This window comes from Erwinia sp. 2186 (assembly GCF_057812255.1).
The window spans coordinates 2099113-2113330 of record NZ_CM173824.1 but is presented as its reverse complement, the minus strand read 5'-3'; the positions used below and the strand labels follow the sequence as shown (position 1 = coordinate 2113330).

The 14218-nt window shown below is 55.5% G+C and carries 16 protein-coding genes; 7 read left to right on the top strand and 9 right to left on the bottom strand.

Going from position 1 to position 14218, the window contains the following annotated elements; translation table 11 throughout:
- Window positions 1-2 precede the first annotated feature (2 nt).
- From ruvA to aspS, 5 genes are all read right to left on the bottom strand, one after another.
- Window positions 3-620: a Holliday junction branch migration protein RuvA gene (gene ruvA, locus ACXKZG_RS09710; protein ID WP_013202526.1), complete on the bottom strand. Its 618-nt coding sequence runs from the start codon at window positions 618-620 to the stop codon at window positions 3-5.
- A 69-nt stretch (window positions 621-689) separates the two neighbouring features.
- Window positions 690-1214: a crossover junction endodeoxyribonuclease RuvC gene (ruvC, locus tag ACXKZG_RS09705; protein ID WP_013202527.1), complete on the bottom strand. Its 525-nt coding sequence runs from the start codon at window positions 1212-1214 to the stop codon at window positions 690-692.
- A gap of 40 nt (window positions 1215-1254) precedes the next feature.
- Window positions 1255-1998: a YebC/PmpR family DNA-binding transcriptional regulator gene (locus ACXKZG_RS09700; protein ID WP_488876107.1), complete on the bottom strand. Its 744-nt coding sequence runs from the start codon at window positions 1996-1998 to the stop codon at window positions 1255-1257.
- Between the two features lie 22 nt (window positions 1999-2020).
- Window positions 2021-2455: a dihydroneopterin triphosphate diphosphatase gene (gene nudB / locus ACXKZG_RS09695; RefSeq protein ID WP_013202529.1), complete on the bottom strand. Its 435-nt coding sequence runs from the start codon at window positions 2453-2455 to the stop codon at window positions 2021-2023.
- The gene (gene aspS, locus ACXKZG_RS09690; protein WP_488876106.1) at window positions 2455-4245 is read right to left on the bottom strand and encodes an aspartate--tRNA ligase; all 1791 of its coding nucleotides are present in this window, start codon (window positions 4243-4245) and stop codon (window positions 2455-2457) included. Before aspS ends, nudB begins: the two co-directional genes overlap by 1 nt.
- A gap of 262 nt (window positions 4246-4507) precedes the next feature.
- On the opposite strand from aspS, the gene ACXKZG_RS09685 reads away from it, so the two are divergent.
- The 5 genes from ACXKZG_RS09685 to cmoB all read left to right on the top strand — a co-directional run bounded on the left by ACXKZG_RS09685 (window position 4508) and on the right by cmoB (window position 8338).
- Window positions 4508-5071, top strand: coding sequence for a hydrolase (locus ACXKZG_RS09685; RefSeq protein ID WP_053142683.1), 564 nt, complete (start codon window positions 4508-4510; stop codon window positions 5069-5071).
- A gap of 117 nt (window positions 5072-5188) precedes the next feature.
- The gene (locus tag ACXKZG_RS09680; RefSeq protein ID WP_488876105.1) at window positions 5189-6013 is read left to right on the top strand and encodes a DUF72 domain-containing protein; all 825 of its coding nucleotides are present in this window, start codon (window positions 5189-5191) and stop codon (window positions 6011-6013) included.
- Window positions 6014-6118: 105 nt separating this feature from the next.
- Window positions 6119-6514, top strand: coding sequence for an MAPEG family protein (locus tag ACXKZG_RS09675; protein WP_013202533.1), 396 nt, complete (start codon window positions 6119-6121; stop codon window positions 6512-6514).
- Window positions 6515-6629: 115 nt separating this feature from the next.
- Window positions 6630-7370, top strand: coding sequence for a carboxy-S-adenosyl-L-methionine synthase CmoA (gene cmoA / locus ACXKZG_RS09670; RefSeq protein WP_488876104.1), 741 nt, complete (start codon window positions 6630-6632; stop codon window positions 7368-7370).
- Window positions 7370-8338 (top strand): tRNA 5-methoxyuridine(34)/uridine 5-oxyacetic acid(34) synthase CmoB, encoded by a 969-nt coding sequence (gene cmoB, locus ACXKZG_RS09665; RefSeq protein ID WP_488876103.1) that lies wholly within the window; start codon window positions 7370-7372, stop codon window positions 8336-8338. Before cmoA ends, cmoB begins: the two co-directional genes overlap by 1 nt.
- A gap of 78 nt (window positions 8339-8416) precedes the next feature.
- Here the strand turns inward: cmoB and ACXKZG_RS09660 are convergent, their stop codons facing one another.
- Complete coding sequence (locus ACXKZG_RS09660; RefSeq protein ID WP_479994811.1) at window positions 8417-9040, bottom strand: LysE family translocator; 624 nt, start codon at window positions 9038-9040, stop codon at window positions 8417-8419.
- 204 nt (window positions 9041-9244) lie between these two features.
- On the opposite strand from ACXKZG_RS09660, the gene ACXKZG_RS09655 reads away from it, so the two are divergent.
- Window positions 9245-10342 carry a glycerol dehydrogenase gene (locus ACXKZG_RS09655; protein ID WP_134824321.1) on the top strand — a complete coding sequence of 366 codons (1098 nt, stop codon included), beginning with the start codon at window positions 9245-9247 and terminating at the stop codon, window positions 10340-10342.
- A gap of 61 nt (window positions 10343-10403) precedes the next feature.
- Here ACXKZG_RS09655 and ACXKZG_RS09650 read toward each other — a convergent pair whose 3' ends face one another.
- Together ACXKZG_RS09650 and cutC are read right to left on the bottom strand one after the other, a co-directional pair.
- Window positions 10404-11237 carry a hypothetical protein gene (locus ACXKZG_RS09650; RefSeq protein WP_105759801.1) on the bottom strand — a complete coding sequence of 278 codons (834 nt, stop codon included), beginning with the start codon at window positions 11235-11237 and terminating at the stop codon, window positions 10404-10406.
- Between the two features lie 156 nt (window positions 11238-11393).
- Window positions 11394-12149, bottom strand: coding sequence for a copper homeostasis protein CutC (gene cutC, locus ACXKZG_RS09645; protein WP_053142666.1), 756 nt, complete (start codon window positions 12147-12149; stop codon window positions 11394-11396).
- A gap of 100 nt (window positions 12150-12249) precedes the next feature.
- On the opposite strand from cutC, the gene ACXKZG_RS09640 reads away from it, so the two are divergent.
- On the top strand, window positions 12250-13410 hold the full coding sequence (locus ACXKZG_RS09640) for a MalY/PatB family protein (protein ID WP_488876102.1): 1161 nt from the start codon (window positions 12250-12252) through the stop codon (window positions 13408-13410).
- Here the strand turns inward: ACXKZG_RS09640 and ACXKZG_RS09635 are convergent.
- A complete protein-coding gene (locus ACXKZG_RS09635) occupies window positions 13405-13971 on the bottom strand; it encodes a VOC family protein (protein WP_488876101.1) in 567 nt (188 codons plus the stop codon). The two genes, ACXKZG_RS09640 and ACXKZG_RS09635, sit on opposite strands and share 6 nt — an antisense overlap.
- Window positions 13972-14218 lie beyond the last annotated feature (247 nt).

The following is a 14218-nucleotide window of genomic DNA, read 5'->3' as shown; positions in this document are numbered from 1 at the left end:
CCTCAAATTGCGGCGCGGAGTGCTTCGCGGATCAGCGTTTCACAATCAGCGTCCGGACGACCCAGTTTGCTGATCATCCGGCTGGCTTCCTGAGGTTTATACCCCAGCGAGACCAGCGCAGCAACGGCTTCACCTTCGGCATCGTTAGCGGCATCCGCAGGCTGCACTTCGCTGGTCAGCGCAAATGGCGCATCGGCGGCGAACAGGTCGCCATGCATGCCTTTAAAGCGGTCCTTCATTTCGACAACCAGACGCTCGGCGGTTTTCTTGCCCACGCCTGGCAGCTTAACCAGCGCCGCAATCTCTTCGCGCTCGACGGCGGTGACAAACTGTTGCGCCGACATGCCGGACAGAATGGCCAGCGCCAGCTTAGGTCCGACACCGTTCACTTTGATCAGCTCGCGGAACAGCGCACGCTCCTGCTTGCTGTTGAAACCAAACAGCAGCTGCGCATCTTCGCGTACCACAAAGTGGGTGAACAGGATGGCTTCTTGATTCAGTTCAGGCAGCTCATAAAAACAGGTCATCGGCATATGCACTTCGTAGCCTACGCCATTGGCTTCCAGCAGCACTAACGGCGGCTGTTTTTCTAAAATAATGCCTCTAAGACGACCAATCACATTCGCATCCTTCACAAAAGAGTAGTGGGATTTTATACCATAAAAAAAGCTGGATGGATATCCAGCTTATCAGGAACGGAGACGACCCCGTGCCAGGCTTAACGGCCCTTCACCCAGTCGATTGACGTTCTGGCTCACGTGGCAGTGAGTGATCGCAATCGCCAGCGCATCGGCGGCATCCGCCTGAGGATTCGCCGAGAGCTTCAGCAAGGTGCGCACCATATGCTGCACCTGGCTTTTCTCTGCGCTACCGGTGCCGACCACGGTTTGCTTCACCTGACGTGCCGCGTATTCAAAAACCGGCAAATCATGATTCACCGCGGCCACAATCGCCGCGCCGCGCGCCTGCCCCAGCTTTAGTGCCGAGTCGGCATTTTTAGCCATAAAAACCTGCTCAATGGCAAAAAATTCCGGCTGAAACTGGGTAATGATCTCGCTAACGCCCGCGTAAATCAGCTTCAGACGTGAAGGCAGATCGACCACGTTGGTGCGGATACAGCCGCTGCCAAGGTAGGTCAGCTGGCGGCCAACCTGACGAATAACGCCGTAACCGGTGATGCGTGAACCTGGGTCAATACCAAGAATGATCGTCATCACGCACCTCCGGTCAGCGGGCTGTGCAGACACAACCCGATCAAAGGGTTGCCGCCACCTCGTCGGAGATCTCACCGTTATGGTAGACTTCCTGCACATCATCGCAGTCTTCCAGCATATCGATCAGACGCAGCAGTTTTGGTGCCGTCTCTTCATCCATATCCGCTTTGGTAGACGGGATCATGGTCACTTCAGCCGATTCCGCCTTCAGGCCCGCGGCTTCCAGCGTATCCTTCACCTGACCGACGGTTTCCCAGGCGGTTAACACATCAATGGTGCCATCGTCATAGGTCACGATGTCATCCGCGCCCGCTTCCAGTGCCGCATCCATCACGTCATCTTCTGCCAGACCCGGTGCGAAGGTGATGACGCCTTTGCGGGTGAACAGGTAAGCAACAGAACCGTCGGTTCCCAGGTTGCCACCGGTTTTGCTGAAGGCATGACGCACTTCAGACACGGTACGGTTGCGGTTATCACTCAGGCATTCAACCATCACGGCGGTGCCGCCCGGGCCGTAACCTTCATAGATGATGGTTTCCATGTTGCTGTCATCATCGCCACCCACGCCACGTGCAATCGCACGGTTCATGGTGTCACGCGTCATGTTGTTCGACAGCGCTTTGTCCATTGCGGCACGCAAACGTGGGTTGGAGCCGGCATCGCCGCCACCCAGTTTTGCTGCAGTCACCAGCTCACGGATAATCTTGGTAAAGATCTTACCGCGTTTGGAATCCTGCGCCGCTTTACGGTGCTTGGTGTTAGCCCATTTACTGTGGCCTGCCATAAATTCAATTCTCCAGAAAAGACTAAATAACAAATTCTTCAATTGCCTGGCGATTACTCCAGGACTTGGTGAGCACGGCGGCCTCTGCAGGCGGAAGCCACTGTAGGGCGAGATGTTCGCTGAGCGACACCTCCCACTCTTCCGGCAACGCCAGGCTGAACCAGTGCTCACTGTTGTGCGTCACGTCCGGCGCATAGCGATGGCGGAAATGGGCGAAGATCTCGAATTGTATCTGACGCTGGCAGTCGACGACTGTGAGCTGCCTGGCGTTGACGTCAATTCCCAGTTCTTCTTTCACTTCCCGCATCGCGGTTTCTGCCAGCGTTTCGCCTGGCTCCTGGCTGCCGGTTACCGACTGCCAGAAGCCGGGATCGTCCCGACGCTGGAGCATCAGCACCCGGCCGGTATCGCGGGCGTAAATCACCACCAGTACCGACACGGGATGCTTAAACGCCATTACTCGTTCTCTGACGGCTGCTGAGTCTGGTACTTCTTCATCACTTCAATACCCAGCTCGGACAGTGAAGCCGGATTGGCGAAGTTAGGCGCTTCCGTCATCAGACAGGCGGCGGCAGTGGTTTTCGGGAACGCGATCACATCACGGATGTTATCGGTGCCGGTCAACAGCATCACCAGACGGTCCAGACCGAACGCCAGGCCAGCGTGTGGCGGCGTACCGTACTTCAGCGCGTCCAGCAGGAAGCCAAACTTCTCGCGCTGTTCCTGCTCGGTAATGCCGAGGATGCCAAACACGGTCTGCTGCATCTGCGTGTTGTGGATACGGACCGAACCGCCACCCACTTCATAACCGTTGATCACCATATCGTACGCATTGGCGATGGCGGTTTCCGGGATGGACTTCAGTTCTTCCGGCGTCATATCTTTCGGCGCGGTGAACGGATGGTGCATGGCGCTCAGGCCGCCTTCGCCGTCTTCTTCAAACATGGGGAAGTCGACAACCCACAGCGGTGCCCAGGCATTGCCGGTGGTGATATCCAGGTCACGACCCAGCTTCAGGCGCAGCGCACCTAACGCATCGGCCACCACCTTGGCGGAATCCGCGCCGAAAAAGATGCTGTCGCCATCGGCGGCATTGGTGCGGGCCAGAATCGCTTCAACGATATCAGCGGTGAGGAATTTAGCCACCGGGCTGGTGACGCCTTCCAGACCTTTCGCACGCTCGTTGACTTTCATCCACGCCAAGCCTTTCGCCCCGTAGATTTTCACGAAGTCAGTGTACTCATCGATCTGCTTACGGGTCAGCTTTTCGCCGCCCGGCACGCGCAATGCGGCAACACGGCTTTTGGCATCGTTCGCCGGTCCGGAGAAGACGTTAAACTCAACGTCTTTCAGCAGGTCAGCAACGTCCACCAGCTCCATTGGGTTACGCAGGTCTGGCTTATCGGAACCGTAGCGACGCATCGCTTCTGCGAAGGTCATCATTGGGAAGTTGCCCAAATCTACACCCTTCACGTCCTGCCACAGCTCGCGCACCAGCTGCTCCATGATTTCACGCACCTGAGGCGCGGTCATAAAGGAGGTTTCGACGTCGATCTGGGTAAATTCGGGCTGACGGTCCGCACGCAAGTCTTCGTCACGGAAGCACTTAACGATCTGATAGTAGCGATCGAAGCCGGACATCATCAGCAGCTGTTTGAACAGCTGAGGAGACTGTGGCAGCGCATAGAATTTGCCTCTATGCACGCGGCTCGGCACCAGATAGTCACGCGCGCCTTCCGGCGTGGCTTTGGTCAGCATTGGCGTTTCGATGTCGAGGAAGCCGTTGTCATCCATAAAGCGACGGACAAAGCTGCTGATTTTGGCACGGGTCTTCAGGCGCTGCGCCATATCCGGACGACGCAGGTCCAGGTAGCGGTATTTCAGGCGCGCTTCTTCGGTGTTGGCGTGGTTTGAATCCAGCGGCAACGGCTCGGAGCGGTTGATGATGGTCAGATCGGTGGCGAAAATTTCGACTTCACCGGTGGCCATATCGCTGTTTTTATTTTTGTCGTCACGGGCACGGACGGTGCCAGTAAGCTGAATGCAAAATTCGTTACGCAGTTCAGAGGCCAGCTTGAAGGCTTCCTGACGGTCCGGATCGAAAAAGACCTGCACGATGCCTTCACGGTCACGCATATCAATGAAGATCAGGCTACCCAGGTCGCGGCGGCGATTGACCCAACCGCAGAGTGTCACTTGTTGGCCTACGTGAGACAGGTTGATCTGTCCGCAATAATCAGTACGCATAACGATATCCTTTAAACTTCGCCGCATCGCCGCAACATAAAGTCTGCTGCCGCGAAAAAAGGCGGCCATTATAATGGAAAAAGCCCGGCACGATAAGAGCCGTGAGCGCATCAGGCGCGTCGTTTCGCGGCAAATTTGTTCACAATCTGCCGGCTACTCACAAAAGCTAACAAATTTCACCCTTTCCGAACATTGTTGTTGTCGCGTATAAAATCAGATTGCTTGTATTCTCAATGATTTCCCCCCTTTCACCGGAGAGACTATGTTGGAATTAAATGCTGCAAAAACGGCACTGGTACTGATCGATTTGCAGGAAGGTATTCTGCCTTTCGCTGGCGGCCCACATGCAGCGTCTGATGTGGTTGCCCGTTCAGCGGTGCTGGCTGAAAAGTTCCGTGCCGCCAACTCACCCGTCATTCTGGTGCGTGTTGGTTGGGCAAAAGACTTTGGCGATGCGCCAAAGCAACCGGTCGATGCCAGCCACAGCGGCGGACTGCCGGAGAACTGGTGGGTGTATCCGGCAGCGCTGGGCAAGAAAGACAGCGATATCGAAGTGACCAAGCATCAGTGGGGCGCGTTCTACGGTACCGATCTGGAGCTGCAGCTGCGTCGTCGTGGTATCGACACCATCGTACTGGGCGGCATCTCCACCAATATCGGCGTGGAATCCACCGCGCGTAACGCGTGGGAGCTGGGCTTCAACCTGATTGTTGCAGAAGACATCTGCAGCGCCGGCAGCACCGAAGAACACGAAGGTAGCTTCAAAAATATCTTCCCGCGCCTGGGTCGCGTTCGTCAGTCCGCCGAGATCATCTCCGCACTGTAACCCCGTCAGCCCGGCGCTCGCTGATGCGAATGCCGGGTTGGTTCTCCGGCACTTCGCCTTGCACTCCCTCCTTTCGCTCGCTACATTTCAGGCCAGACCGTCAATCAGGGACAGCCGATGAAGCCTTTTTACCTTGGATTGCCACAATGGCAGCATCCTCAGTGGAAAAAACTGGGTATGACCACCCTTGCCGACTACGCACAGCACTTTAACTGCGTTGAGGGCAATACCACGCTTTATGCCCTGCCCCGACCTGAAATCGTGCAGCGCTGGCAGGATATGACCCACGATGCGTTTCGCTTTTGCTTTAAATTCCCGGCGACCATCAGCCACCAGGCTGCCCTGAAGAACTGCGGCGATTTAACGGCCGAGTTTTTTGCTCTGATGGAACCGCTGGCTGCCCGCCTCGGCCAGTACTGGCTTCAGCTTCCGGCCGCGTTCAGCCCCGCCGATTTGCCCACGCTGTGGGCCTTTCTCGATGGCTTGCCGGACAGCTTCAGTTATGGCGTCGAAGTGCGTCATGCGGACTTTTTTGCCAAAGGCGAGGCTGAGCGCGAGCTTAATCGCGGTTTACATCAGCGAGGCGTTAACCGGGTGATCCTTGATACCCGTGGCGTACACTCCGCAAAACCCAGCAATGCCGCGATTATTGACGCGCAGCGCAAAAAGCCTCAGCTGCCGGTGCATGCGGTGATGACTGCGGACCGGCCGATGGTGCGGTTTATCGGCGGTGACGATGCGGACGCCAATCTCAAATGGTTCCAGTCGTGGCTCAGCAAGTTGCCGCAGTGGCAGGAACAGGGCCAACCCTGGCTGTTTATCCATACGCCGGATATCGCGTTTGCACCGGAACTGGTTTTGCATCTGTGGAGTGCGCTACAGCAGGCAATACCCGCCGTTGGCGATCCGCCCAACTGGCCGCAGCAGGACCAGTTATTCTGAGCTAATTCGTAAGATAATTCTTTAACTGTAGGGGTAACGCACTGACAGTCCGGGTTTTCACGGCTATGATGACGCCTTAAAATATTTGTGCCTTTGGGAGTCGGGATGGTCAGCGCCCTGTATGTCGTGCTAGGAGCACTTTTCATTATCAAGTTTTCGCTTGATGTGGTTCGTCTTCGACGCCTGTACCGTGTTTCTCACGGTGACGGCGGTTTTTATGAACTTCAGACCGCCATTCGTATTCACGGCAACGCGGTAGAATATATTCCGCTGGCGGCACTGTTGCTGGTATTGATGGAGATGAACGGCGCCGATATCTGGATGCTGCATCTGGTGGGCTTATTTTTCTTCCTTGGCCGTCTGCTGCATGCCTACGGTATGCGCACCAGCACCATTTTGTGGCGTAAAAACGGCATGATCATCACCCTGTTATCGCTGCTGGGAATGATTATCCTGAATCTGATCTACCTGCCGTGGGACCTGGTTCTGACCCTGCATTAATCTCTCTGCCGCAATTTTTTCGCCTTCCTGCCCGGCAACCGTGGCAGAAAGGGTGCAGCCCGCGCCGCTTTCTGCCAAAATAGCGCCTTTCCGTTTTTCTCCCGGACTGACCACTATGCCTAACCGCGATACGTTGTTCTCCGCGCCAATTGCCAAACTGGGTGACTGGACGTTTGACGAGCGCGTTGCAGAAGTTTTCCCTGATATGATCCAGCGCTCGGTGCCGGGTTATTCAAACATTATTTCGATGATCGGCATGCTGGCCGAGCGTTTTGTGCAGCCCCACACCCAGGTTTACGATCTGGGCTGTTCGCTGGGTGCGGCTACGCTTTCCGTGCGCCGCAACATCAAAGTCGAAGGCTGCAAAATCATCTCGGTGGATAATTCACCGGCGATGGTTGAGCGTTGCCGTCGTCATATTGATGCCTTCCGTGCGGACACGCCGGTAGACGTCATTGAAGCCGATATTCGTGATATCAACATTGAGAATGCCTCAATGGTGGTATTGAATTTCACGCTGCAATTTCTGGAACCCGACGAGCGCCAGCAGCTGCTGAATACCGTCTGGAAAGGGCTTCGTCCTGGCGGCGCATTGGTGTTGTCCGAGAAGTTCAGCTTTGCGGATGCGGATGTCGGTGAGCTGTTGTTCAACATGCACCACGATTTCAAGCGGGCCAATGGCTACAGCGAGCTGGAAATCAGCCAGAAGCGCAGCATGCTGGAAAACGTGATGCTGACGGACAGCGTGGAAACGCACAAAGCGCGCCTGCGCACCGCAGGGTTTGAACACGCTGAGTTATGGTTCCAGTGTTTTAATTTTGGCTCGTTGATAGCGCTTAAAGCAGGTTCGGTCTGATGGATTTCGGTAATTTTTACCAGTTAATAGCAAAACACCCGCTTCTCTCTCCCTGGTTAGAAACCCTGCCCGCGCAGATTGCCACCTGGCAGCGCGAGCAGTTGCATGGCCATTTCAAGAACTGGGATCGTGCCGTTGAGTATCTTCCGGCACTGCAACCGGAGACGCTGGATTTACTGCACAGCGTCACCGCCGATGCCAGCCATCTGACCGATCGTCAGCGCGGCGGTATTGAGAAGCTGTTAAGAAATCTGATGCCGTGGCGCAAAGGGCCGTATTCGTTATACGGCGTGCACATTGACACCGAATGGCGTTCAGACTGGAAGTGGGACCGCGTGTTGCCGCATATTTCGCCGATGGCGGGCAGAACGGTGCTGGATGTCGGTTGCGGCAGCGGCTATCACATGTGGCGGATGCTGGGTGCGGGTGCCAGACTGGTGGTCGGCATCGATCCGATGCAGCTGTTCCTGTGCCAGTTTGAAGCAGTGCGCAAGCTGTTGGGCGACGATCAGCGCGCCCATTTGTTGCCGCTGGGGATTGAGCAACTTCCGGAGCTGAAAGCCTTTGATACCGTGTTTTCGATGGGGGTGCTCTATCACCGCCGTTCGCCGCTCGATCACCTCTACCAGTTAAAAAATCAGCTGGTCAGCGGTGGCGAACTGGTGCTGGAAACGCTGGTGATTGAAGGTGGCGACCAGGAAGTGCTGGTGCCGGGCGAGCGCTATGCGCAGATGCGTAACATCTATTTCCTGCCTACCACCGGTGCCTTAAAAAACTGGCTGGAGAAGTGTGGCTTTGAAGACGTGCGGATTGCGGACTATTCGGTCACCAGCACCGACGAACAGCGCCGCACCGACTGGATGACCAGCGAATCGCTGGCCGAGTTCCTTGACCCCAACGATGCGACGAAAACCATTGAGGGTTATCCGGCGCCACTGCGCGCGGTTCTGGTGGCGCGCAAGCCTTAACCCCCGTCACGCTCAAAGGTCTCAGCAGAGGTCAACACCGCAGCGGTGTTGACCTCTGCGGCTCACTTCGCAGCACCATTACCGCCGCGACATCGCCAGCTTCGCGGCAAAGCCAAGAAACACGCAGCCGGTCAGACGATCCATCATCTTCATCACCGCCGGGCGACGCAGCTTTTCGGCAAAATAGTGCGTTGAGGCAATCAGCACGGCGTTCCACACCGTGCCAACCATCACATGGATAAACGCCAGGCCGATACTCCACAGCGCGACGGAACCCCCCGCGGGAATAAACTGCGGCAGGAAAGAGACGTAAAACACCCCCACCTTCGGGTTCAGCATATTCCCCAGAAAACCACGCATATAGACGGCACCATAGCCGCTCTGCTTTTTGCTTACGGCCACATCAGCATGAAAATGGGAACGCGGCTTCAGCAGTAACCCTACGCCTAACCACAGCAAATAGGCGGCACCCACCAGCTTAAGCATGTTGTAAGCCATCTCCGAGGCCAGCAGCAGCGCCCCTAATCCCAGGCCCACCGCGGCGCCCCACGCCATACAGCCGGTATTGATCCCCATACTGGTGGTAACGGCTTTTTTCCAGCCGTTGGCGGCAGAGGTGCGCAGGATCAGCGCGGTATCGAATCCGGGTGTCAGCGTCAGAATGATGATGGCGAACAGAAAGGTCAGCAGTGAAGCGGTCATGGCAGGGTCCTTAACAGGAAATTCATATTCTAGCGACATCCTCACCACAATCAATCGTTTCGTGCGCGGAAATCAATCATCCGGGGCAACAAATGAGAATGTGAATTTTTTACGTTATGCCGTTTTTTAACAAACCCTGTCCCCCCTTAGGGTTCACACTGGCGCAGTCAGACATCTGTTTCATTTCACTGAAAGGAGTCCCACATGAGTAAATTCGTTTTCTCTTCACCGCGGAAATATGTCCAGGGTGCGGGTGTGTTAGCCCAGCTAGGCGAGTACGTCGCAGAGCTTGGCAATAACGCCTTTGTGGTTGCCGATGAGATTGTCTGGGGGCTGATTGGTAAAGAAGCACAGGCTTCCCTTAACGAACACAATATTGAGTTTCACTATCAGCAGTTTAACGGCGAAGCGTCCAGCAACGAAATCAGCCGGCTGGCGGCACTGGCTAAACAAGGCGGTGCAAGCCTGGTGATTGGTCTGGGCGGCGGCAAAACGCTGGATACCGTCAAAGCCGTGGCCGATGAACTGAAACAGCCGGTGGTGATTGTCCCGACCATCGCCTCAACCGATGCGCCTTGTAGCGCCCTTTCGGTGATCTATTCCGATACCGGCGTATTCGAAAGCTATCGCTTCTACAGCAAAAACCCAGACCTGGTGCTGGTCGATACGCAGGTGTGCGCCCGTGCGCCGGTTCGCCTGTTTGCTTCCGGCATCGCCGACGGCCTGGCCACCTTTGTGGAAGCGCAGGCGGTGAAACGCTCTCACAGCAAATCGATGGTGGGTGGCGATCCGACCATTGCCGGTATGGCGATTGCGGAAGCCTGTGAAAAAACGCTGCTGACCTACGGTTACAGCGCCTATCAGGCGGTGGAGAAAAAAGTGGTAACGCCTGCGGTGGAAGCGGTGGTCGAAGCCAATACCCTGCTGTCAGGACTGGGCTTTGAAAACGCCGGTCTGGCCGGCGCGCACGCGATCCATAATGGCTTCACCGCCATTGACGGCGATATTCACCACCTGACGCACGGCGAGAAAGTGGCCTACGGCACGCTGACGCAGATGGTGCTGGAGCAGCGTCCGGATGAAGAGATCGCGCGCTATATCCGCTTCTACCGCTCGATTAACATGCCAACCACGCTGAAAGAGTTGCATCTGGAGAAGGAGAGCTGGGAAAACCTGGTGAAAGTCGGTGCGCTGGCCAACAGCGAAGGCGATACGCTGAAAAACCTCAACCCGAATCTGAGTGCGGAAGATATTGCCAGTGCCATTCTGGCGGTGGATGCCTTTAGCCTGACGGTGAAATAGTCGCGTCACCCCACCCTGTAACAAGGCGGCGGAATTCTCCCGCCGCCTTTTTTATTACCTGTTACTGCTCCCAGTATTCAAACCGGTAGGCGGCGCTGATATGGCGGTTAATTTCGCCCTGCGGAAACACTTCCTTCTCATGGGCGTAGCTTAAGGTACAGTTCCCCCGATCGTCCCACAGCTGACACTCATCAACCGAGGTCAAATCGCTGTTGGCGGAATGGGTCAGCGTCAGCAAACGCTGCTCGCGATCCTGCTTATCATACGACCAGCTCATTTTGCTGTTGCCGGAGCTGGAGTTGACTAACTGGTTCTTATTGTTCCACTGATAACGAAACACACCGTTAGCCTGCTCGTCGGAGCCTCTGGCCACGCTTTTGATCAACCGCAGACGGGAATCAAAGCTGTTGGTGGTTTCGGTGAACCCCTTCTCGCCCTTCAGTAAAAAGGCATCGGTTGAACTGGTGATAGTACCCTTGTTGCCGATCAGATAGTTCACGGTGCCCTGTTTGCGATTCACTTCCACCGGCTGGCCGTCTTTGATCATGAACACCGACATGTCATACACCGACTGCCAGCCGCTGTTAACCCGGGCGATATTCTGCACCATCCGCAGCATCATGTTGCCTTCGCTCTTGTCATAGCTGATGTCCGCCCTGAGCAACGCGCCACAGCGATCGAACTGGCCCAGAATGCGTTTCTGCTGATTAACGTCCTTACCAAACTCGCCAACCACCACCTGCTTGATCGGCCCTTTGGCGGTGCCACCCAGCAGCACCAGGCTGTTGCTGTCATTGATCTGCTTCGCCTGCGCAGGACAGCTCTCTGCGGCATACGCGGCCGAGACGCCTGCCCACAACATAAAACACCCTGCGCCCAGCATGATGATTTTCATGAACAATCTCGTCAAAGAGGAAAGGAATAGCCTAAGTGTAAGGGGAATTTCTGCCCTGCGGGCAGTTTGGGGTGAAAAAAAGCCCCACCAAAACGATGGGGCTTGGTACTTGCAAACATCACGTCGTTTAGTGGCGTGCTGCGCGGCAAAATCGGGTCAGGCAACTCTCACCGGGGGACTGAGCGACAGCGCGACTTTCATCGCTTCGACCATATCACTGTCCACACAGGTGCGACTGAATTCATCGGTTTCTGCCACAGAACTCATAGAGACACCGGCTTTACGGTAGCGCATCGGCGAGGCCACTCTCTGGCTGGCCGAGCTGTGTATTTCGCTCAGACCTGCATCAATGAACTTCTGCAAATTGCCGAGACGGACGCCCGCCCCAGCCATAATGATTGGACCGCGCGTCATTCGGTTAAGTTCCTTGAGCAGCGATAATCCGCTTTCGGCACTCTGTTGCTGTCCTGATGTCAGGATGCGCGCCACGCCAAGGTCGGTCAGTTGCTGCAGGGCCATAAGCGGGCTGTGGCACAGATCGAAGGCCCGATGGAAGGTGACCGCCATGCCATCGCACAGCGCCATAATCTGTTTCATCCTTGGCAGGTCAATATGGCCATCAACATCCAGCACGCCGACCACCACGCCCGGAAAGCCCAGTTCGCGGATCAGCGCGACGTCTGATTTTATCTCATTAAATTCGTTGGCTGAGAAGCAAAAATCGCCGCCGCGTGGGCGAACAATGGGGTGGACGGGCAGCGTCAGCTTTTCACGCGCCAGTTTAAGGCTGCCGGCGGACGGGGTTAACCCACCCTCGGCCGGTGCAGCACATAATTCAACCCGATCGGCTCCGGCTTGTTCAGCAGTCAAAGCACAATCGACTCCATAGCAGCATACTTCCAGTTTTAGCATCCCATCCTCCTGTTAATGACTGCTGGCTGGTTGTGAAAATCTTTGCAGGTGTTTAGTCTGACTCAATAACTTCGATTTAATATTAACGGGAATCACTAACATGGCATCCAATTTTAATGAACGGATCGATCGCCGTCACAGCGATAGTCTCAAATGGCAAAAATATGGTGATCAGGATATCCTCCCGCTGTGGGTCGCCGACACCGACTTCCGTTCCCCGCAGTGTATTATTGATGCCCTGACGCAGCGCGTTGAGCATGGCGTTTTTGGTTACGGCAATCCGCCCTCCGAACTGATTGACGTGATTATTGCCCGCATGGCTGAAAGGTATCAGTGGGCGATAAAACCTGAGTGGTTGGTGTTCCTGCCCGGCGTGGTCACCGGCTTAAATCTTGCGGTGCGTGCATTTACTGAAGCGCATCAGGGCACCATCGCCCCTACCCCGATCTATCCGCCGTTCCGTTCAGCCGCCTCCAATGCCAGCCGCAGCCAACTCAATGCCCAGCTTCGTCTGGAAGAGGAACGTTGGGTGATGGACCTGGCGGCGTTAGAGCCACAAATGACTGGCAATGAGAAGCTGCTGATGCTGTGTAACCCGCAAAATCCGGGCGGCACGGTGTATCGTCGCGAGGAGTTGCTGGAGCAGTGGCGGTTTGCCCAGCGCCACGATCTGATTGTCTGTTCAGATGAAATCCATTGCGACCTGCTGCTGGAGCCCGGCGTGCAGCATATTCCTTTTGCCTCGCTGAATGAGGATGCCGAACGGCGCTCTGTCACGCTGATTTCCCCGTCCAAGACCTTCAATATTGCCGGATTGGGTGCTTCAGTGGCGATCATTCCGGACAGGGAGTTGCGCAAGCGTTTCACCCGACAACGTCAGGGACTGGTGCCGGGCGTGGATATTCTTTCGTATGTTGCCGCGACGGCGGCCTGGCGTGACGGACAGCCGTGGCTGGATGAGCAGCTGGCCTATCTGCGGGAGACGCGGGACCTGCTGACGCAGCGCGTCATTGCCATACCCGGCCTGTCGATGGTGGCACCGGAAGCCACCTACCTGGCGTGGATTGATGCCAGTCAGCTGAAGGCCGCCAGTCCGGCGCTGTTCTTTGAACGTCACGGACTGGGCTTTTCACCAGGCCGTGACTTTGGCGACGACGGTTACGTGCGCCTGAACTTCGGCTGCCCGCGCGACTTTATCCACGAAGCCCTCCGACGCATGGAAAATGCCGTGCGCACCCTGCCGCGTCTTAACCTGTCATAACTCGCTTTCGACCACCTCTTTCAGGCTCCAGGGATGGAACTTGATGGTGACCGAACCGTCACTGATTGCCAGCGTGGGATTGGGAAGACGTTCCCCTTCGCCCTTTGGCGCGCTGCTTTTGATGGAAATTCCCTGCTGAATCAGCCCTGCATCAGAGCACAGCGCCAGCGCGCGCGACCCCAGTTCGTCAGGATCACCCCGCAACACCACTTCGATATGCTCCCATCCTTCATGGCGATACAGGCGATTTCCTGGCCACGGTAGTTCAACAACGCTTATCTTCCAGGGTCCAACCAACAGCGGCGACTCCAGTTCAAAAAGGGCCACAGGACGTCCGTTGATTTCTTTTTCCGAAAACAGCACGCCATGCTGCATAAAGCCAGATTTCCAGCGCGCTGCGGTGGTGTTCTGGTTACAACGCACGGCAATGTGGTCAACCTCAAGCTGCGCCAAATCCAGTTCTAATCGATCCGCTAATTGGTAAAGAGAGTGTAAAAAACGGGGTAAATCATTAGACAAATCGTTTAATTCTTCTGCATTTTTACCCGAAAACAGCGCCATTTGGCCTCCTTACTGTAGTTTACTTAATCATTTGTTTGCGACGCCGTCTCATTACCGGACCAGCCAATGTTATGAATAGTGCATTTTTATGGATTAATGTACCTATTAATAACGATATTTAACGCAAATACTCAGTTTTAGCTGGTTCAGGACCAGCGTATTATTTAGAAAATGTCTTTTAACTTTCTGTTTTAGTTTAGTTAAATTTATACAATGCGACTATTCCTAAATCCCTGTCGGGACGTTG